General features: G+C 65.3%; 19 protein-coding genes. 9 read left to right on the top strand and 10 right to left on the bottom strand.

Annotated features, from left to right (window positions below; genetic code table 11):
* The first annotated feature begins 66 nt into the window (after nt 1-66).
* Complete coding sequence (locus sphantq_RS06845; RefSeq protein WP_129927361.1) at nt 67-501, top strand: response regulator; 435 nt, start codon at nt 67-69, stop codon at nt 499-501.
* Here the strand turns inward: sphantq_RS06845 and sphantq_RS06840 are convergent.
* Both sphantq_RS06840 and murA read right to left on the bottom strand, forming a co-directional pair.
* Entirely contained in the window at nt 449-1,975 is a 1,527-nt protein-coding gene (locus tag sphantq_RS06840; protein WP_272799890.1) for a PAS domain-containing protein, read from the bottom strand. The genes sphantq_RS06845 and sphantq_RS06840 overlap by 53 nt on opposite strands.
* Nucleotides 1,968-3,251 (bottom strand): UDP-N-acetylglucosamine 1-carboxyvinyltransferase, encoded by a 1,284-nt coding sequence (gene murA / locus sphantq_RS06835; RefSeq protein ID WP_129927359.1) that lies wholly within the window; start codon nt 3,249-3,251, stop codon nt 1,968-1,970. Before murA ends, sphantq_RS06840 begins: the two co-directional genes overlap by 8 nt.
* A gap of 210 nt (nt 3,252-3,461) precedes the next feature.
* On the opposite strand from murA, the gene sphantq_RS06830 reads away from it, so the two are divergent.
* Complete coding sequence (locus tag sphantq_RS06830; protein WP_201785524.1) at nt 3,462-4,193, top strand: Crp/Fnr family transcriptional regulator; 732 nt, start codon at nt 3,462-3,464, stop codon at nt 4,191-4,193.
* A gap of 1 nt (nt 4,194) precedes the next feature.
* Here the strand turns inward: sphantq_RS06830 and sphantq_RS06825 are convergent, their stop codons facing one another.
* The gene (locus tag sphantq_RS06825; protein ID WP_129927358.1) at nt 4,195-4,467 is read right to left on the bottom strand and encodes a hypothetical protein; all 273 of its coding nucleotides are present in this window, start codon (nt 4,465-4,467) and stop codon (nt 4,195-4,197) included.
* Nucleotides 4,464-5,030, bottom strand: a complete 567-nt coding sequence (locus sphantq_RS06820) for an HNH endonuclease (RefSeq protein WP_066605761.1) — start codon at nt 5,028-5,030, stop codon at nt 4,464-4,466. The genes sphantq_RS06825 and sphantq_RS06820 overlap by 4 nt, the downstream gene beginning before the upstream one ends.
* Nucleotides 5,031-5,125: 95 nt before the next feature.
* Here sphantq_RS06820 and gluQRS point away from each other — a divergent pair, with 95 nt between their 5' ends.
* The 6 genes from gluQRS (at nt 5,126) to egtD (ending at nt 10,327) form a co-directional block, all read left to right on the top strand.
* Nucleotides 5,126-6,028, top strand: coding sequence for a tRNA glutamyl-Q(34) synthetase GluQRS (gene gluQRS / locus sphantq_RS06815; RefSeq protein ID WP_272799889.1), 903 nt, complete (start codon nt 5,126-5,128; stop codon nt 6,026-6,028).
* A gap of 9 nt (nt 6,029-6,037) precedes the next feature.
* Nucleotides 6,038-6,271: a twin transmembrane helix small protein gene (locus tag sphantq_RS06810; protein ID WP_066605757.1), complete on the top strand. Its 234-nt coding sequence runs from the start codon at nt 6,038-6,040 to the stop codon at nt 6,269-6,271.
* A gap of 184 nt (nt 6,272-6,455) precedes the next feature.
* The gene (locus tag sphantq_RS06805) at nt 6,456-7,025 is read left to right on the top strand and encodes a cob(I)yrinic acid a,c-diamide adenosyltransferase (RefSeq protein WP_066605756.1); all 570 of its coding nucleotides are present in this window, start codon (nt 6,456-6,458) and stop codon (nt 7,023-7,025) included.
* Nucleotides 7,026-7,146: 121 nt separating this feature from the next.
* A complete protein-coding gene (locus sphantq_RS06800) occupies nt 7,147-8,001 on the top strand; it encodes a GGDEF domain-containing protein (RefSeq protein WP_066605754.1) in 855 nt (284 codons plus the stop codon).
* A gap of 92 nt (nt 8,002-8,093) precedes the next feature.
* Nucleotides 8,094-9,362 (top strand): ergothioneine biosynthesis protein EgtB, encoded by a 1,269-nt coding sequence (gene egtB, locus sphantq_RS06795; protein WP_272799888.1) that lies wholly within the window; start codon nt 8,094-8,096, stop codon nt 9,360-9,362.
* Between the two features lie 5 nt (nt 9,363-9,367).
* A complete protein-coding gene (egtD, locus tag sphantq_RS06790; protein WP_066605751.1) occupies nt 9,368-10,327 on the top strand; it encodes an L-histidine N(alpha)-methyltransferase in 960 nt (319 codons plus the stop codon).
* Between the two features lie 123 nt (nt 10,328-10,450).
* Here egtD and polA read toward each other — a convergent pair whose 3' ends face one another.
* A complete protein-coding gene (polA, locus tag sphantq_RS06785) occupies nt 10,451-13,231 on the bottom strand; it encodes a DNA polymerase I (RefSeq protein WP_272799887.1) in 2,781 nt (926 codons plus the stop codon).
* 42 nt (nt 13,232-13,273) lie between these two features.
* Nucleotides 13,274-14,410: a serine hydrolase gene (locus tag sphantq_RS06780; protein ID WP_272799886.1), complete on the bottom strand. Its 1,137-nt coding sequence runs from the start codon at nt 14,408-14,410 to the stop codon at nt 13,274-13,276.
* A gap of 172 nt (nt 14,411-14,582) precedes the next feature.
* Here sphantq_RS06780 and sphantq_RS06775 point away from each other — a divergent pair, with 172 nt between their 5' ends.
* On the top strand, nt 14,583-15,425 hold the full coding sequence (locus tag sphantq_RS06775) for an alpha/beta fold hydrolase (RefSeq protein WP_066605742.1): 843 nt from the start codon (nt 14,583-14,585) through the stop codon (nt 15,423-15,425).
* 6 nt (nt 15,426-15,431) lie between these two features.
* Here the strand turns inward: sphantq_RS06775 and nadB are convergent, their stop codons facing one another.
* The 4 genes from nadB to purM form a co-directional block, all read right to left on the bottom strand.
* Entirely contained in the window at nt 15,432-17,036 is a 1,605-nt protein-coding gene (nadB, locus tag sphantq_RS06770) for an L-aspartate oxidase (protein WP_272799885.1), read from the bottom strand.
* A 118-nt stretch (nt 17,037-17,154) separates the two neighbouring features.
* A complete protein-coding gene (locus sphantq_RS06765; RefSeq protein WP_066605737.1) occupies nt 17,155-18,084 on the bottom strand; it encodes an ABC transporter ATP-binding protein in 930 nt (309 codons plus the stop codon).
* 42 nt (nt 18,085-18,126) lie between these two features.
* On the bottom strand, nt 18,127-19,077 hold the full coding sequence (purN, locus tag sphantq_RS06760) for a phosphoribosylglycinamide formyltransferase (protein WP_066607371.1): 951 nt from the start codon (nt 19,075-19,077) through the stop codon (nt 18,127-18,129).
* 51 nt (nt 19,078-19,128) lie between these two features.
* Nucleotides 19,129-20,223, bottom strand: a complete 1,095-nt coding sequence (gene purM, locus sphantq_RS06755) for a phosphoribosylformylglycinamidine cyclo-ligase (protein ID WP_066605736.1) — start codon at nt 20,221-20,223, stop codon at nt 19,129-19,131.
* Nucleotides 20,224-20,352 lie beyond the last annotated feature (129 nt).

The raw sequence follows: 20,352 nt of genomic DNA, 5'->3' as shown, positions 1-20,352 counted from the left end.
TTGGAGCGCAGCGGAACCAAGCGGCGGCCAGGGACTTTATTGGCTCCAAGTTCAACGGATCAGGTGATGAGCAAGAAGGTTCTGATAGTCGAAGACGAAATTTTCGTCGCATTGGAGATCGAGCAGATTGTCGAAGACGCTGGATTCCAGGTCGGGGCGATCGCCGCCGACCGGGAAGGCGCGCTCGCCTGCGCACAAGATTGCGATATAGCGCTGGTCGACCTCAACCTGCGCGATGGCCCGACCGGGCCGCAGATCGGCATGGAACTGGCGGCGCGTCACGGCATCCGCGTGATCTATGTGACCGCCAATCCGTCGCAGATCGGCGCGGCGTCGATCGCGGCGCTGGGCGTCATCACCAAGCCGTTCCGTGCCCATAGCATCAGCGCGACGCTACAACTGGCCGCTGCCGAGCAGCCCGACCTGACCGCTGCCGAAATTGCCGGCTTCACGCCGTTTCCGCTGCCCGGCTCATGGAACGCGATGGAATCCAGAGGCTGAGACGCAGGCCGTCCGGCCGCCAGTCGCGTTCGATCCGGCCACCCAGTTGCCGTTCGACGCTGAGCGTCATCAATCGGCTGCCGAACCCATCGAGGCGGCCGGGCACGACCGGCGGGCCACCTTCTTCGCGCCAGTCGATGCGCACGTCGCCCCGTTCCACCGACACATGCAGATGCACCATGCCGTTGGCCACCGACAACGCGCCATATTTGGCCGTGTTGGTCGCCAGTTCATGGAACAGCAGCGCCAGCGGCGTCGCCGAGCGATCATCGATCGCCGGGTCATCGCCCGACAACGCAATGCGCGATCCCGCCGCACCGCGATAGGGCGCGAAAATCTGGTCGAGTATGCCCCACAGGCTGCCCTGCCCGCCGCCCGCCTGCGGCGCAGATTCGGCGCTGTGCGGCCGCACGAAATCATGGGCGCGGCCCAGAGCCAGGATGCGGTCGCGCAGATCGTCGGCCACATCGGCGATTTCAGGGTGCTGCCGCGCCGACAGGCCGATCAGGCCCGCGATCACCGAGAAGATATTCTTGATCCGGTGCGATAGTTCATGCGCGATCATCTCGCGCTCTTCCATCATCAGCTTTTGTTCGTGGATTTCGGTGCAGGTGCCGATCCAGCGTATGATCATGCCGTCGCCATCGCGGATCGGCAGCGCCCGGCCCAGCGTCCAGCGATAGTCGCCGCTATGGTGCCGCAGCCGATATTCGATTTCGTAAGGCTCGCCGGTGGCCAGGCTGTGGCGCCAGCGCGCCCAGGCGCGATCCTGATCGTCGGGATGGAACATGCCGTTCCACGCCGCGCCATCGGTCGATCCGGTCGGCACGCCAGTATAGTCGTACCAGCGCGCGTTATAATAATCATGATAGCCGTCGGGCAGGGTCGACCAGACCATCTGCGGCATCGCATCCGACAGGGTCCGAAACATGCGGTCGCTTTCGGCGACGGCGGCGGCGTCCATGCGCTGGCGCAGGATCATGTCGCGGTCGCGGCGGCGCCCTTCCAGTTCCACCATCACCTGGCGGGCGAGCAGGGTCAGGCCCTGTCGCTGCAACGGGGTCAGGTCTGCGCGCGGGACGGTGTCGATGACACAGAGCGCGCCCAGCGCTTCGCCATCCGCCCCCACCAGCGGCGCGCCGGCGTAGAAGCGTACATAGGGCGGGCCGGTGACCAGCCCATTGTCGGCGAAGCGGGGGTCGCGGGTCGCGTCGGGGACGAGGAAGATATCCGCGCCCAGCATCGCCAGCGCGCAGAAGGAGACGTCGCGCGGCGTTTCTTCGGCATCGATGCCGACGCGGGACAGGAAGCGTTGCCGCACATCCTCCACAATGCTGACCAGGGCGATCGGCACGCCGCACAATTGCGCGGCGAAGCCGGTGATCTCGTCCAGGTTACGGAAGCCGCCGGCATCCAGGTCGTAGAGCGACAGCAACGTCGCCCGATCGGTCGCCAGTCCGCGTTCCTCAGCCATCGCTGACCCGCTCGATATCGGCGCCGACGGCCGATAGCTTTTCCTCCAGCCGCTCATAGCCGCGATCGAGATGATAGACGCGCTGCACCTGGGTTTCCCCTTCGGCGGCCAGACCGGCGAGGATGAGGCTCATCGAGGCGCGCAGGTCGGTCGCCATCACCGGCGCGCCGACCAGCCTGTCGACGCCGCGCACGACGGCGGTGCGGCCGTTGACGGCGATGTCCGCGCCCATGCGCGCCAGTTCGGGCACATGCATGTAACGATTTTCGAAGATGGTTTCGGTCAGGACCGACGCGCCGTTCGCCTTGGTCAGCATCGCCATGAACTGCGCCTGCATATCCGTCGGGAAGGCCGGGAAGGGCGCGGTCGACAGGGTCAGGGGCTTCAGTTTGCCATCGGACGATATGCGGATGCCGTTCTTGTGCGGATCGACCTGAACCCCCGCGTCGCGCAGCGCGGCGAGGATGGCGTGCATGTCGTCGGCATTGGCGCCGATCAGATCGACCGATCCGCCGGTGATGGCGGCGGCGCAGGCGTAGCTGCCCGCTTCGATCCGGTCGGGCATGACGCTGTAGGTTGCGCCATGCAGCCGCTCGCGACCGTGGATGACCAGCTTGTCGGTGCCGATGCCCTCAATATCCGCGCCCATGGCGACGAGCAGGTTGCAAAGGTCAACAATCTCCGGCTCGCGCGCGGCGTTTTCCAGGATGCAGGTGCCCTTGGCGAGCGACGCGGCCATCACCGCATTTTCGGTGGCGCCGACCGACACCACCGGAAAGGTGTAGATGCCGCCCGGAAGGCCGCCGTCCGGCACGCTGGCGCGCACATAACCCGCGGTCGTTTCGAGCGTCGCGCCGAAGGCTTCGAGCGCTTTGAGATGCAGGTCGATCGGGCGGTTGCCGATGGCGCAGCCGCCGGGCAGCGACACGCGCGCTTCGCCGACACGGGCGAGCAGCGGGCCGAGCACCAGGATCGACGCGCGCATCTTGCGCACGATGTCATAGGGCGCTTCGGTCGAGGTGACGCGGCCCGCGCGCATGGTCAGGACGCGGCCGAAATCCTCCGGCCGGGCGCCCTCTATCATGGTCGATACGCCCAACTGGTTCAGCAGATGGCCGAAACTGTCGACGTCGGCCAGCCGCGGCAGGTTGCGCAGCGTCACCGGCTCGTCGGTCAGCAACGCGCAGGGCAGCAGCGTCAGAGCGGCGTTCTTCGCGCCGGAGATGGGGAGGCGGCCATTGAGCGCGTTGCCGCCGCGGATGTGAATGCGGTCCATTGGACAGGGTTCATAGCGTCTATTGCGTCCCTTGCAAGGCAGCTCGACCGCCATTCGACATGGTTAATCTGGCGCGGCGGCAAACATATGCAACATAATTGCAAAGCGGGCGGCAACCTTGATCGAGTTTAGTGCGCATCCTGAAAATGCAGCCAAAAGGCGCATGGGGCGTTCTGCCATCGTAACGACAATTGGAAAAAGGTGTTTTGGGTGGCGACGAGCTGTTTCGCGGAAAGGCTGGCAAAACAGGTGCCCCTGTCCGACGCGGAAAAAAGGGCGTTGATTCGGCTTGAGGAAAATCCGCGCAAGGTGAAGCGCGGCGGAATGATCCAGCGGGTCAACGACACGGTGACGGAATTGTTCGTGCTGCGCGAAGGCCGTGTGATGAGCTTCGTCATCCTGCCCGACGGCAGTCGCCAGATTCTGCGCGTCTATTTCCCCGGCGATTTCATCGGGTCCGCCAGCACCATCTATAGCAAGGCGCCCGAATCGCTGGTTGCGCTGTCCGATGTGATCGTGTGCCCGTTCGACAAACATGCGCTGCGCCGGCTGCTGGAGGAATCGCCGCGGGTCGCGGCGCTGCTGTTCCTGCTGTCCAATGCGGAGCGGGTGGCGATGACCGACCGGCTGGCCGCGCTGGGGCGGACATCGGCCAAGGCGCGCGTCGCCGCCTTCCTGCTCGACATGTTCGACCGGCTGCGCGTCACCGACGACAGCATCGTCGACAGTTTCGACCTGAAGCTGACGCAGGAGGAAATCGGCGATTCGATCGGGTTGACGTCGGTCCATGTCAACCGGATGATCCGGCAGATGGAGCTGGAAGGCCTGATCAGCCGATCCAACGGGCGCATCACCCTCAACGACATGGCCCGGCTGGAGGAGATTGGCCATTATACCAACCGCCTGAAAGACATGGATCTGGACTGGTTGCCGGTCAGCTAAGCTATTTGCTGTCCCTGCGATCGGGTGCGAAGCAGCGATCGCAACGACGCCAGCAAGTGACGCCCGGCATTGCCATCACCGGGGTCAGCCCGCGTTCGGGATAGAGGCCCGCCAGGATCGCGGGCGACACGCCTTCGGGCGCGGCGCGATTGTGGCACATCAGGCAGTTGCGGACATATTTGGCGCGGGTGAGCGCCGAATGATCCTCCTGCGCGAAGGCCGCGCCCGGAGGCAGGAGCAAGAGCGCCGCCAGCGCCGCTGGCCGCCGCCTCACGCCATCAACTCGACATCCCAATAGAGCCAGTCGTGCCAGCTTTCGTGCAGATAGCCGGGCGGAAAGGCGCGGCCATGTTCCTGCAAATGCCAACTGGTCGGGCGGATCGGTTCGACATGCAGGCGCATCCCCGCCTGCTTGGGCGTGCGCCCGCCCTTTTTGAGGTTGCAGGGCGAACAGGCGGTCGCGACATTTTCCCAGGTGGTGCGCCCGCCCGCGCGGCGGGGCACGACATGGTCGAAGGTCAGGTCGCTCGTCGTGCCGCAATATTGGCAGGAGAATTTGTCGCGCAGGAACAGGTTGAATCGGGTGAAGGCGGGATGTTCGGACGGACGCACATATTGTTTGAGCGCGATCACCGACGGGATCTTCATGTCCAGGCTGGGGCTGTGGACCTGCCGCTCATAGCTGGCGATGATGTCCACCCGGTCCAGAAACACCGCCTTGATAGCGGTCTGCCAGGGCCAGAGGCTCAGGGGATAATAGCTGAGCGGCGTGTAATCTGCATTGAGCACAAGCGCCGGGCAGTTTTCCGGGTGCCGTATAAGGTCGGGATGGTACATAGAAACGCTTCTACCCCCTTGCCGACGCCGCTGATCCACCAACAACGTGACATGAGCATGACAGCATTAACGAATATCGCTCGTCAAGAGCCTGTATGACTCTATCCGCCGCACTACCGCATATGGTGACCCGCTTCGCCCCCAGCCCCACTGGGTTGCTGCATGTCGGCCATGGCTGGTCGGCCCTGATGGCACATGACTTGACCCGCGCGGCCAGCGGCGCCTTTCGCCTGCGGATCGAGGATATCGATGGCGCCCGGAGTCGGCCCGATCATGTCGCGGGCATCATCGCCGACCTGACATGGCTGGGCGTGGCGTGGGACGGCGATATCGTCTTCCAGTCGCAGCGGCTGGACGCCTATGAAGCGGCGTTGGAATTGCTCCGCGCGCAAGGGCTGCTCTATCCCTGCTTCTGCACGCGCGCCGACATCCAAGCCAGCCTGACCGCGCCGCACGGGCCGGAGGGGCCGGTCTATCCGGGGACATGCCGGGGCTTGAGCGATGCCGGGCGGGCGCGGCGGATTGATGCCGGGGAGGCCCATGCCTGGCGCATCGACATGGCTCAGGCGGTGGCGCGGGTTGGGGCGTTGACATGGGCAGCGCTCCCTTTTCCGCCCGGCCTCGATACCAACCGCAGCATAAATGCCAATCCCATCGCCCATGGCGACGTCGTTCTGGCGCGCAAGGACGCGCCGGCCAGCTATCACCTGTCCTGCACGCTGGACGATGCGGCGATGGGCGTGACCCATGTGCTGCGCGGCGACGACCTGCGCAGCGCGACCGACATTCACCGGCTGCTGCAGGCGCTGCTGGGCCTGCCCAGCCCCGCTTATGTCCACCATCCCCTGCTGGTCGGGTCGGACGGCAAGCGCCTGGCCAAGCGCAGTGGGTCGATCGCGATCGCTCAATTGCGCGCGCAGGGCGTTGCGCCCGACGCGCTGGCCGCCGACCTGCGCGCAGGACGCTTTCCGGTTGGAATCGCGCTGGCGAGCGCCTAGACTGGTCCCATGAACACGATCCTCGTCATCGCCCTGATCCTTGCCATGATCGCCACGCTGGTCGCGCTGATCCGGGGCATCGTCGCCTTTCTCCAGACCACGAAGGAAGAGCTGAACCTGCCCGAAGGCGCGGTGCGGCCGTCCAGCCTGAAACAGAATAAGATGATGATGAACCGCATCCTGTTCCAGGCCGCGGCGATCATCATCGTGGCGATCTTGCTGATGGCCAAGGGGCATGGCTGAGGCCAGCAACTTGCCCTGTTGTCACGCCGTTCGTGCTGAGTAGGGACTGAGCTTGTCGAAGGTCCATATCGAACATGGATACCGCGCCATGTCCTTCGATATGCCATTTCGACAAGCTCAATGGCTACTCAGGACGAACGGGTGCTTCAAATTCATTCGGTTGCCAAAGGGCGTGCCTACAAAGATGGTCAAGCTGAACAAAATCTACACCCGGACCGGGGACAATGGCACGACGGGCCTGGTCGATGGATCGCGCCTGCCCAAATATGCGCCGCGGATGCAGGCCGTGGGCGATGTCGATGAAGCCAACAGCGCGATCGGCCTGGCCATCGTCGCCTTGGGCGAGCGGCCCGAAGCCGCCTGGCTGACCGTCATCCAGAACGACCTGTTCGACCTGGGCGCCGACCTGGCGACGCCGATTCCCGACGGCGCCGACGAACCCTGGGCGCTGCGCATCATCGCCAGCCAGGTAACCCGGCTGGAGCAGCAGATCGACGCTATGAACGGTGATCTCGCCCCGCTTGACAGCTTCATCCTGCCCGGCGGTTCGCCGGCTGCCGCCGCCGTCCACCTCGCCCGCGCGATCACGCGCCGGGCTGAACGCAGCGCGACCGCCGCGGCCGTGGAGGTCGCGCTCAATGCCCAGGCGCTGGCCTATCTCAACCGATTGTCGGACCTGCTGTTCGTGCTGGCGCGTCGCCTGAACGACAATGGCGCGGCGGACGTCAAATGGGTGCCGGGCGCATCGCGCTGACTCCGCTCGACTCGCCCGCCGCACGGGCCATCCGGTAACATCGGCTTAACCCTGTTTCTTCAGGCGGCATTTAGACCGTCCCCGGACGTTGCGCTCCAAACGCACCGTCCGGGGGACCGTCATGCATTTCTACCTAGCCACATCCTTCATCTTTCCGCGTTCGCTCCGCTTGCGCCTTTTCACCCTCTGTTTCGTCGCCACCCATATGCCGTTGCTGGCCTATCTAGGCTGGGGCTTCGCCAGCGGCCGCATCGCGCTCGCCGAATTCATCCTGCTGACGATGGCCACGGTCATCGGCACCGGCATAGCCCTGCTGGGCATCGGCGCGCTGCTCAATCCGATCCATGCGCTGGCGCAGACGCTGCATCGCGGCGAAGGCGAAGCGCCTGCGCTGCCGGACGTCGGCGACGTCATCCATACCCTCTACGCGGGAGTGCAGCGCGTCGCCAGCGCCACGCGCGAGCGGCTGGACGACCTGCATCAGGCCGCGCATGAAGACCCGCTGACCGGCATCGCCAACCGTCGCGGCTTCCTGGCCCATATGGACGCGCTGCCGGATGACCGGCGCAGGGGCTGTATCGCGATCATCGACATCGACTATTTCAAGCGGGTCAACGATCTGCTGGGCCATGAGGAGGGCGACCGGGTGCTGGCCAGCTTCGCCACCCGCCTGTCCGCACTGGTTCGCCGCGTCGACATGGTCGCCCGCTGGGGCGGGGAGGAATTCGCCATCTTCTTCCAGGATTGTATCGAGGACGAGGCAAGCTGGTCGCTGGCGCGGATCGCCAGCCGGATGCGCAGCGAACCGATCGGCCGCGTGCAGGACCGGCCGATCAGCTTTTCCGCCGGCGTGTGCCGCTGGACCGGCGGCGAACTCGATGCGGCGCTGCGCCGCGCCGATGATGCGCTGTACGAAGCCAAGCAGTCGGGCCGCGATCGGGTCTGCCGCGCCGCGCCGATTTTGCAGGAGTTGTGATCCTGCCCTAAAGATCACTGTCTGGAACCGCCCGCCGCCTTATGCGCTTGTCCCTGGTAGAGAACGGCGCAACCGTATCGGAAAGGACAGGCATGGCGAAAAGCTGGACGGACGCGCATCAGGACGACCTGGAAGAGCGCTATCGCGTCGTCCGCGCCCTAAGCGAAGCTCTGGCCGCCCCGCTGTCGGACGCCGACGCCACGGTCCAGTCGATGCCCGACGCATCGCCAGCCAAATGGCATCTGGCGCATGTGACCTGGTTTTTCGAGACGTTCGTGCTGCGCGACCATGTGGCGGGATACCGGCCGTTCGATCCGCGCTACGCCTTTCTGTTCAACAGCTATTATGAGGCGGAGGGCGCGCGCCACGCCCGGCCGATGCGGGGGATGCTGACCCGCCCCTCGCTGACCGACATTCGCGCCTATCGCGCGCATATCGACGCGGCGCTGATCGGTGCGCTGGGTATGCTGCCGCAATCTGCGCGAGCATTGGTCATGCTGGGGCTGCAGCATGAGCAGCAACATCAGGAATTGCTGCTGACCGACCTGCTGCACCTCTTTTCGCTCAATCCGCTGGAGCCGGCGCTGTTTGGCGCACCCAGCGCCGCGCCAGTAGCCCTGCCCGGCCCGCTCCACTGGATCGAGGGGCGCGAAGGCCTGGTCGAGATTGGCGAGGACGGACGCGGCGGCTTCGCCTTCGATTGCGAGGGACCGCGGCACAAAGCGGTGTTGCGTCCGCACGCGCTCGCGCACCGGCCCATCAGCAATGGCGAATGGATCGCCTTCATAGAGGATGGCGGCTATCGTGACCCGGCGCATTGGCTGTCGGACGGCTGGGCCTGGGTCCAGGGCGGGGGCGTGGATGCGCCGCTTTACTGGAAGCACGGCGAACAGGGCTGGACCCGCTTTGGCCTCGACGGGCGGCAGCCGGTCAATCCGGCCGCGCCGGTCACACATATCAGCCTGTATGAAGCCGACGCCTATGCCAGCTGGGCCGAGGCGAGACTGCCGACCGAAGCCGAATGGGAAAGCGCGGCGCAAAATGTCGCGGCGGTCAGCGGCAACCAACTGGACGGCCCCGCCTGCCCCAGGCCAAAGCCGGCAGAAGACGGTTCCGCGCTGACGCAGATGTTCGGCGATGTGTGGGAGTGGACGGGGAGCGCCTATCGCCCCCATCCCGGCTTTCGCGCTGCGCCGGGCGCGGTCGGCGAATATAACGGCAAGTTCATGTCCGGCCAGTTCGTGCTGAAGGGCGGCAGTTGCGCCACTCCGCGCGGCCATGCGCGGGGCAGCTATCGCAATTTCTTTTACCCCCATCACCGCTGGCAGTTCACCGGACTGCGGCTGGCCAAGGATCTGTAAGCGCCATGTTGCTGACGCAGGACGCCCCCAAAAACGCCCGCTCGATCGATCCGGCGTTCTACCATGACATTGTAACGGGTCTGTCGCGCAGTCCCAAGGCTACGCCGCCGACATGGTTTTATGACCGGCGCGGGTCGGAATTGTTCGAAGCGATCACCGATCTGCCCGAATATTATCCCACCCGCACCGAAACCGCCCTGCTGGAGCGGCATGGCGCGGATTTCGCCGCAGCGGTGGGCGCAGGGCGCGCGGTTGTGGAATTCGGTGCGGGCAGTTCGCGCAAGACGCCGCATCTTTTGCGTGCGATCGCGCCTGCCGCCTATGTGCCGATCGACATCAGCGGCGACTTCCTGCACGCGAGCAGCGCGGCGCTGGCGGCGGCCTTTCCCGGTCTGCCGGTCCTGCCGGTGGTGGGTGACTTCAACCGGCCGCTGGCCTTGCCCGCCGCGATAGCTGGAATGTCGCGACTGGGCTTCTTCCCTGGATCGACGATCGGCAATATGGAGCCGGACGCCGCGGTCGATCTGCTACGGGCGATGCGCCGACTGCTGGGCGATGAGGCCAAGCTGCTGATCGGGATGGACCGGATCAAGGATCGTAATCGACTGATTGCGGCCTATGACGATGCGCAGGGCGTGACCGCCGCCTTCAACCTCAACCTTATCGAGCGGATCAACCGCGAACTGGAGGGCGACCTGCCGATCGACGGCTTTGCCCATCGCGCCATCTGGAACGACGAAAAGGCGCGGATCGAAATGCATCTGGAAGCGCGGCGGCCGCTGCATTTCCATGTTGCGGGTCAATGTTTCCACATGGATTCGGGCGAGACGATCCATACCGAAAGCAGCCATAAATATGGCGCGCGCGATCAACGCCTGCTGCTGCGCGCAGGTGGATGGGAGCCGACGGCCGAGTGGACCGACGACGAAGGGCTATTCGCGCTGGTGCTGGCGGAGGCGGGGTAGGGCGTTTCCGGACGGTCGGGAATGCGCGGATGCATGGCGTACTCGTGCGAAAAGGGCAAAACCGGCTCCTAATTTTCTGCGCTTATTCCGCGCATTGAGCGAATCTCTCTTCTCGTTCCGTCGTCAATGCGCAGCACCCCAACTCGGCCCGGCACCGATTTCCACGCCTAGCGGCACGCTCAGTGTCACGATCGGCTCGGCGGCGCTTTCCATGACGCTGCGGATGACCGCGCTGGCGGCTTCGACGTCGCCTTGCGGCAGTTCGAACACCAGTTCGTCATGGACCTGAAGCAGCATCCGCACGCGGTGCAGCCCTGCCGCCTCCAGCGCCGGTCCCATGCGCGCCATGGCGCGTTTGATGATGTCGGCGCTGGTGCCCTGGATCGGGGCGTTGATCGCGGCGCGTTCGGCTCCCTGGCGTTCGTGCTGGATCGGCGCGGTGATGCGCGGGAACCAGGTCTTGCGGCCGAACAGCGTTTCGGTGAAGCCGTTGGCGCGCGCCTTTTCCAGCGTTTCGTTGATATAGACGCTGATGCCGGGGAAGCGCTCATAATATTTGGAGATCATGTCCTGCGCTTCGTCCGCGCTGATTTCCAGCCGGCCCGCCAGCCCCCAGCGCGAGATGCCATAAAGAATGGCGAAGTTGATCGTCTTGGCGCGACCGCGGGTGTCGCGATTGACCTCTCCGAACAATTCCTGGGCGGTGCGGTTGTGGATGTCCTCGCCCTGTTCGAACGCCTCCTTGAGCGCGGGCACGTCGGCCATGTGCGCGGCGAGGCGCAGCTCGATCTGGCTATAGTCGGCGGCGAGGATGACATTGCCGGGTTCGGCGACGAAGGCGTGGCGGATCTGGCGGCCGATTTCGGTGCGGATCGGGATATTCTGGAGGTTGGGGTCGGTCGAGGAGAGGCGGCCGGTCTGCGCGCCGGTCAGCGAGTAACTGGTATGGACGCGGCCCGTATCGGCATTGATCTGCTGTTGCAGGGCGTCGGTATAGGTGGATTTGAGCTTGGAGAGCTGGCGCCATTCCAGCACCAGCCCGCAAATCGCCGAGCCTTCGGCCTTCAATTTTTCCAGCACGGTGACGTCGGTGGAATAGGTGCCGCTCTTGCCCTTCTTGCCGCCCTTCAGCCCCATTTCGTCGAACAGGACGACGCCAAGCTGCTGGGGCGATCCTATGGTGAAGGGGTGGCCGGCCAGTTCGTAGATTTCGGCTTCCAGCCCCGCCATCGATTGGGAGAAGGTGCCGGACAGGCGGGAGAGCTGCTCGCGATCGACCTTGATGCCGTGCCGCTCCATGCCTGCGACGACGGGGATCAGCGGCCGGTCGACCAGTTGATAGACGCGGGTGACGCGCTCGGCCGCCAGGCGCTGCGACAATTTATGCCACAGCCGCCAGGTGACTTCGGCGTCCTCGGCGGCGTAGGCGGTCGCCTTGTCCAGCGGGACATGGGCGAAACTGATCGCCTTCTTGCCGGTGCCGGTCACCTCCTTGAAGCTGATGCATGTGTGCTGGAGATGGACGCTGGCCGCTTCGTCCATGCCGTGGCCGCCCAGCGACTTGCCGGCGTCGAGGTCGAAGCTCATCACCATCGAATCGTCGATCGGCGTCACCTCCAGCCCGACGCGGGCGAGGACGTTGAGATCATATTTGATATTATGACCAACCTTGAGCACGGCGTCGTCGGCGAGCAGCGGGCGGAGCAGGCGGATCGCGGCGTCGAGCGGGATTTGCGGCGGCACCTCGCCGAACATGTCGTCGGCGGAGCGGTGGGCGAGCGGGATGTAGCAGGCCCGGCCCGGCCCGGTGGACAGGCTGATGCCGACCAGGCCCGATTCCATGCTGTCGAGGCTGTCGGTTTCGGTGTCGACCGCAACGACGCCCAGCGCCTGCGCTTCGGCGATCCAGGCTTCCAGTTGCGCGACCGTGGTGACGGTTTCGTACAGGGCGCAGTCGATCGGGGGATGTTCGACAGCGGCTGGGGCGGCGGGGGCTGCGGTCGTGGCGGCGACGCTGGCTACTGCGACGGCGGCGGCGGGCGCGCCGAGGCGATTGAGCAGCGTCTTGAAGCCGTGGTGGGACAGAAATTGCTGGAGCGGTTCCTTGGGAATGCCCTTGAGCGTCAGGTCGTCCAGCGGTTCGGGCAGGTCCATGCTGTCGTGCAGCGCCACCAGCCGCCGCGACAGCCGCGCCATGTCGGCATGGGCGATGAGGTTTTCCTGCATCTTCGACTTCTTCATGGCCGGCGCGGCGGTCAGCACGCTTTCCAGGTCGCCATATTCGGTGATGAGCTTCGACGCGGTCTTGGGGCCGATGCCCGGCACGCCCGGCACATTGTCGACGCTGTCGCCCATCAGCGCCAGCACGTCGCCCAATTGTTCGGGCTGCACGCCGAACTTGCCCATGACATAGTCCGGCCCACGCCGTTCATTCTTCATCGTGTCGTACATGTCGACGCCAGGCTGGATCAACTGCATCAGATCCTTGTCGGAACTGACGATGGTGACGTGCCAGCCGGCCGCGACCGCCGCCCTGGTATAGGTGGCGATGATGTCGTCCGCCTCGAACCCGGCTTCTTCGATACAGGGGAGGGAGAAGGCGCGGGTGGCGTCTCGGATCATGGGGAACTGGGGGACGAGGTCTTCGGGCGCGGGCGGTCGGTTCGCCTTATACTGGTCGTACATGTCGTTGCGGAAAGTGTGCGATCCCTTGTCCAGCACGACCGCCATATGGGTCGGGCCTTCCGCCTTGCCCAGTTCCTCGGCCAGCTTCCAGAGCATGGTGGTGTAGCCATAGACGGCGCCGACCGGCTGGCCATGCTGATTGGTGAGCGGGGGAAGCTGGTGATAGGCGCGGAAGATATAGCCGCTGCCATCGACGAGATAGAGGTGATTCTGGGTCATGGGGAGGGGGATAGCGGGTTACGCGCCGCCCCTCCAGCCCGGCTATCGCGGTTCGTGATTCGCCACGACCGCCTTCGCCACCGCCTGCATCAGCGCCCAGCGTTCCGGGATCGACACGGTGGTCGATCCGATCATCACCGCTACGGCATAGTTTGCGCCATCAGGCGCGCTCATGATGCCGATATCGTTATAGCCGGTCGATCGCGGGGGAAGATCCTGGCCGGTGCCGGTCTTGTGCAGATAGTGCCAGCCCGGCGGCACGCCGCCCTTGATCCGCTGCGGCCCGGTCTTGGCCTCCGCCATGATCGACAGCAGCAAGCGCGAGGAGGCGGGGGAGAGCATCTGGCCCTCCTTAAGCTTCGCCAGCGCCTGGACGATCGAGGACGGGGCCGCGCCATCGGGCGGGCTGGCGAGATAATTGTCCAGCGCCTTTTGCCGCACCGACATGGGCAGTTTCGAGCGGGCGGCGTAGAAATTGCGGCCGACGGAATAATCCTGCCGCCAGTCCAGCCCAGCCGTGGCCGATTGCAGCAGCCGTTCGCCGGGGCCGAAGCGGATATCCTTGATCATCCGCCGGGCCAGAAAGCTGCGCACCGCCTCCGGCCCGCCAACGGCGCGCAGCAGCGTGTCGTTGGCGGTATTGTCGCTCTGCGTCATCGCCCGGCGCATCAGGTCGGAGTAGCTGGTGGTCCAGCCGCCCTCCCTGGCCACCAGCGCCGCGCTGGGCTGATGGAACAGAGTCAGGTCGTTGCGGGTGATGGTGGTCGTGTCGGTGATGCGCAGCTTGCCGCGATCCACCGCGTCGAGGAAGGTCATCGACACCCACAGTTTCGACACGCTCTGTTGCGGGAAGAGGGCATTGCCATTCCAGGCGACGGTCCAGTCCGCGCCGATGCGGCGGACGGCGATGCCGACCTTGCCATGAAAGCTCTGGCCCAGATTGCGCACGACGCTGACCAGCGCCGGCGGCGGCGTTTCATTCTGGTCGATGTCGCGATAGGGCAAAGGCGGATTGGCGACCTGGCGGATCGGCCAGGTGTTGGTGGTGGGTTGCGGTTCTTGCGGTGGCGCGGCAGCGGCCCGTGCCGCTGGTGGTTCCGGCGCGCTCACACAGGCCGACAGCGCCGCGATCAACAGGACCAGGCGCGCGGAACCGCCCCGGTTTTTTTGCAATGTCATTAGCGTCCCCGCACTCTCTTGGCGACATAGGGGCGGTCTACCGCTTGTCCGGCAAGACCGATGCGACGAATGATTCCACAAACGCGATGTAAGGAGGATGAATGATGCAACCGATTGACAGGATGCGCCATCGCTCATTTGCGGTTCAGGGCCGGGTGGGCAAGAGGGCGGCATGAACGATGCGAAGATGGACAGGCGCGCGCTGATGTTGGGCGCGCTGGCGACAGGTGGCGCAATGTGGAGCGGGGTGGCGCAGGCTGCGCCGTTCGCGTCGCGCCGGATCGCGATGACGGTGCGTGGCTCTGGCGCCGACGTCATCCTGATTCCCGGCCTGGCCAGTGGCCCAGGCATCTGGAACGGCGTGCTGGGCGGGGTGCCGGGCTATCGCTATCATCTGGTCCATGTGCGCGGCTTTGCCGGGCTGGCCCCGGAAGCCAACGCCAGCGGGGCGCTGATCCAGTCGGTCGCAGACGAGATCGCCCGCTATATCGCCGCGGCCGGGCTGAAACGCCCGGCGATCGTCGGGCATAGCATGGGCGGTACGCTGGCGATGCTGCTGGGCCTCAAAGGCCTGGCGCGTCGGGTGATGGTGGTGGATATGCTGCCCGCCGGCGCGGCGATGGTGGGTGGAACGGCCAGCGGCATGGGCTTTCTGGCCGACCAGTTGAGCGGTTATCTGACGGGCACGCAGGCGGGGCGGCGCTATCTGGGGCAGATGGTCGCGCAGACGCCCGGCGCCAGGGGCAGCGACCCCGATGTCATCGCCAATGCGCTGCGCGACCTGGCCAATATCGACCTGACGCCCCAATTGCCGCAGCTCGCCGCGCCGCTGGAGGTGGTCTATGCCGTGGGCAGCGACGCCGATCAGGCCGCCGCCATCACCAGCCGCTTCCGTACCGCTTATGCGCCCCGCAAGGCCACGCTTTTGAAAGCGATCGGGCCGAGCGGCCATATGGTGATGGGTGACCAGCCGACGCGCTTCAACGCGGCATTGAAGGATTTTCTGGCGGTCTGACGGCGTTTATGGCGCCAGGACCGTGTCGATGGCGTCGGGCAGCGTTTCGGGATAGTCGAGCGTATAGTGGAGGCCGCGGCTTTCCTTGCGGTGGAGGGCGGAGCGGACGATCAGTCGGGCGACTTCGAGCAGGTTGCGCAGTTCGATGAGGTCGGGGGTGACGCGGAAATTGCCGTAATAATCGTCCACCTCCTGCGCCAGCAGGGCGACGCGGTGCTGGGCGCGTTCCAGCCGCTTGGTGGTGCGGACAATGCCGACATAGTCCCACATGAAGCGGCGGATTTCTTTCCAGTTATGCTGGACGATGACTTCCTCGTCGCTGTTGGTGACGCGGCTTTCGTCCCAGGGCCGGATCGGCGGCGGAGCGGGCAGCTCGTCCCAATGGGCGCGGATATGCCTGGCCGCCGCCTCGCCGAAGACGAAACATTCGAGCAACGAGTTGGAGGCGAGGCGGTTGGCGCCGTGCAGGCCGCTCTCGCTGACCTCTCCCGCGGCATAGAGGCCGGGCAGGTCGGTGCGGCCGTCCAGGTCGATCACCACCCCGCCGCAGGTATAATGCTGCGCGGGGACGACCGGGATTGGCTCCTTGGTAATGTCGATATCGAGGTCCAGCAGCCGGGCATAGATGGTCGGGAAGTGGTGCTTCACGAATTCCGGGTCTTTGTGGCTGATGTCGAGATGGACATAGTCGAGGCCAAGGCGTTTGATTTCATGGTCGATGGCGCGGGCCACGACGTCGCGCGGGGCCAGCTCCTCGCGCGGATCGAAGCGGGGCATGAAACGCTCGCCGCCGCCAGGCACGCCGGGGGGAAGTTTCAGGTGGCCGCCTTCGCCGCGCACGGCCTCGGTAATGAGGAAATTCTTGATCTCCAGATTGTAGAGGCAGGTCGGGTGGAACTGGTTCATTTCCATGTTCGACACGCGGCAGCCCGCGCGCCAGGCCATGGCGATGCCGTCGCCGGTCGCGCCGCGCGGGGCGGTGGAGAAGAGATAGGTGCGGCCCGCGCCGCCGGTGCACAGGATCGTCGCCTTGCCGAGCAGCGCATCCACCCGCTTGGTCTTCTTGTTGAAGGCGTAGACGCCCCAGACATGACCGTCGCCCGAATAGCGTTCGCCATGGCGGGAGGTGATGAGGTCGATCGCGATCAGATCTTCGACCAGGGTGATGTTGGGATTGGCGCGGGCGGCCTTCAAGAGCGCGATCTGTACGGCATGGCCGGTGGCGTCGTCGACATGGACGATGCGGCGATGACTGTGGCCGCCCTCGCGCGTCAGGTGCCAGCGTTCGCCAAACGCCTCTCCTTCGTTGAAGGGGACGCCCAATTGCGCCAGCCGGTCGATGGCGGCGGGGGCTTCGGAGACGACGAATTCGACCGTGGCCCGATCGTTGAGGCCAGCGCCCGCGACCATCGTATCTTCGACATGCGCCTCGAAACTGTCACCCGCGTCGAGTACGGCGGCGATACCGCCCTGCGCCCAGTTGGTGGACCCGCCATCGAGCGCGCCCTTGGCCAGCACCAGCACCTTGCGGTCCTGCGCGAGGTTGATGGCGGCCGTCAGCCCGGCCGCGCCGGAACCGATGATGATGACGTCGTGGGTGGTGGTGGTCATCTTCGTCCTAGCGCTTTTCTATTTCCGTTCGGGCCGAGCCTGTCGAAGCCCAGCCCTTCTTTGAAGGCAAGTACGACCCTTCGACAAGCTCAGGGCGAACGGTGCAATGGCGCCTGTCCTAAGCCGCCGCCGTCAGGTTGAGGAAGACATCCTCCAGGTCCGGATCGCGCGTGACCACGTCGACGATGGCGAGGCCGCTGGCCTGCACCGCGCTCAGCACCTGGCCGGCATTGGCGCGGTCCTTCATATAGGTGATGGTCAGGGTGCGGTCGTCCGACAGGTCTATTTTCTCGAAACAGGGTGCGTCGGGGATCACCGTCACGTCGCGATCGACCGTGACCTGCACGACCTTCTCCTGCGCCATGGCGATCAGCTCGCGGGTCGGCTTGTCGGTGATGACCTTGCCATGGTTGATGATGCCGATGCGGTCGCATAATTGCTCGGCTTCTTCGAGATAGTGGGTGGTCAGCACGATCGTCACGCCCAGCGCATTGAGTTCGCGGACATAGGCCCACAGTTGCTGGCGCAATTGCACGTCGACGCCCGCGGTCGGCTCGTCAAGCACCAGGATCGGGGGGCTGTGCACCATCGCCTTGGCCACCAGCAGCCGGCGCTTCATGCCGCCCGACAGGGTACGGGCATAGGCATGGGCCTTGTCGTCCAGATGCACCGCGCGCAGCAATTCCATCGTGCGGCGGCGGTCCTTGGGCACGCCATAGAAGCCAGCCGTATTTTCCAGCGTCTCGAACGGGGTGAAGAAGGGGTCGAAGACGATTTCCTGCGGCACGATGCCGATGCTGTTCTTCGCGTTGCGCGGGCTGGCGTCGATATCGAAGCCCCAGATGCTGACGTCGCCCGCGCTCTTGTTCACCATGCCGGCCAGGATGTTGATCGTGGTCGACTTGCCCGCGCCATTGGGACCGAGCAGGCCGTAAATCTGACCGCGCGGGATGGAGAGGTTGATGCCGTCGAGCGCGCGCTTGCCGCCCTTATAGACTTTGGTGAGGTTGCGGATCTGGATGGCGGCGGGGGCAGGGCTGTCGGTCATGGCTCAACTCTATGGGGATCGAAGCCGGCAAAAGGAAGAGGATCAAAACTCGTCGGCGATATCCATCAGGCCCATCAGCTTCTTCGGTGCGACCTGCCGCCAGCTTGATCGCAGCCGTTCCGCCACATGATCCCAGTCGGTGTCGCCCAGGTCGAGGCGGATGCCGACCCATTCGGCGCCGAAATAGGCGGGGCGATAATAGCGGTCCGGGTCGGCTTCCATCAGCGTCGCCTGTTCCTCTGGCGCGGTGGTCTTCACCAGCACGGCGATGATGCCGTCGCCATGATGGTCGCGGGTGAAGTAAGCGAATTTCTTGCCTTTCACGATGCCGAAGCAGGGCATTCCGTGAGAGACGATCTCGTCCGCCTGCGGCAGGGCCAGAGCGGCTTCGCGCACCTTGCCCAGCAGCCAGTCGGGCTGGCGTTCGCGGGTGACGAAGTCGGCGAGGGTGCGGGAGTAGAGCTGATGCTCGGCGATCAGGATGCGGGCGGCGAGGCTGTCTTGCGTATCGCCGGGCAGGATCGCCACCGGGGTCTGGCCCAGCACCGGGCCGTCGTCCAGTTCGGCCGTGACGATATGGACCGAGCAGCCGGCATGGCTGTCGCCCGCGTCGATGGCGCGCTGGTGCGTATCCAGCCCCTTATATTTGGGCAGCAGGCTGGGGTGGATGTTGAGCATCCGGTTTTCCCATGCCGATACGAATGCGGGGGAGAGCAGGCGCATATAGCCCGCGAGCGCGACATATTGGGCGCCGGCCGCGCGGAGTTGCGCGTCGATGATCTGGTCGAATTCGGCGCGCTTTAGGCTCTTGTGGCTCTGGCCGAAGGTTGCGATGCCCTCCGCAGCGGCCAGGGACAGGCCGGGGGCTTGCGGATCGTTGGCGGCGACCAGGACGATCTCATAGGGGCAATCCTGCGCCTTGGCCGCATAGAGCAGGGCGGCCATGTTGGAGCCGCGGCCGGAAATCAGGACGCCGACTTTTGCTTTGTGCATATCCGACATGCCCTCTCCTGACCCCTCCCTGAAGGGAGGGGGATTGTTAGATCAGCCCAGATGGGTCGCCGACCAGTCGGCTTTGGCGCTCCAGGTTTCGGTGCAGCCCTTGACGGTGCAGCCCTTGTCGCCTTCGCTGACGGCGCCAATGCGAAAGACGGTTTCGCCCGCATCCTCCAGCGCCTTGGTGACGGCGGCGACATGGGCTTCGTCCACGGCCAGCACCATGCCGACGCCGCAATTGAAGGTGCGCGCCATTTCTGCCGGCTCGATATGGCCCTGCGCCTGAAGAAAGGCCATCAGGCGCGGCTGTTCCCACCTGTCGGCGTCGACGGTCGCGTGGCAGCCGTCGGGCAGGACGCGCGGGATATTTTCCAGCAGGCCGCCGCCGGTGATGTGGGCGAGGGCGTGGATCATGCCGGCGCGCACCAGCGGCAGCAGGCTCTTCACATAGATTTTCGTGGGCGCCATCAGCGCGTCGATCAGCAGCACGTCCTGATCGAAGATCGCCGGGCGATCGAGCTTCCAGCCCTTGTCGGCGGCGAGGCGGCGGACCAGCGAGAAGCCGTTGCTATGAACGCCCGAAGAAGCGAGGCCGAGCAGGACGTCGCCCGCCTTGACCCGGTTGCCGGTCAGAACTTTGGTCCGTTCGACCGCGCCGACGCAGAAACCGGCCAGGTCATAATCGCCATCGGCGTACATGCCGGGCATTTCGGCGGTTTCGCCGCCGATCAGCGCGCAGCCCGCGATACGGCAGCCCTGCGCGATGCCGGCGATGACGCGCTCGGCGACGCCGCTCTGCAGCTTGCCGGTGGCGTAATAGTCGAGGAAGAAGAGGGGCTCGGCGCCCTGGACGATCAGGTCGTTGGCGCACATGGCGACCAGGTCGACGCCGACGCCATCATGGCGGTCATGGTCGATCGCCAGTTTCAGTTTGGTGCCGACCCCGTCATTGGCGGCGACCAGCAACGGGTCGTCATAGCCCGCGGCCTTGAGGTCGAAAAAGCCGCCGAAGCCGCCCAGTTCGGCGTCGGCGCCGGGGCGGCGGGTCGCCTTGGCCAAGGGGGCGATGGCGCGGACAAGGGCGTTGCCCGCGGCGATGTCGACGCCAGCCTTGGCGTAGCTGTAGGATTCGTTGTCGCTCATGAGGCAGCGCTCTACGGTCGAAACAGCAATATGTCGAGTTTCGCGCGGTCCAGCACTTTGCTCCGTTCGCCCTGAGCCTGTCGAAGGGCGCACGCAACGCCCTTCGACAGGCTCAGGGCGAACGGAGGT

The sequence above is a fragment of the Sphingobium sp. AntQ-1 genome, assembly GCF_028538045.1.
Classification (GTDB): domain Bacteria; phylum Pseudomonadota; class Alphaproteobacteria; order Sphingomonadales; family Sphingomonadaceae; genus Sphingobium; species Sphingobium cupriresistens.
This window is presented reverse-complemented; position numbering and strand designations above follow the sequence as displayed.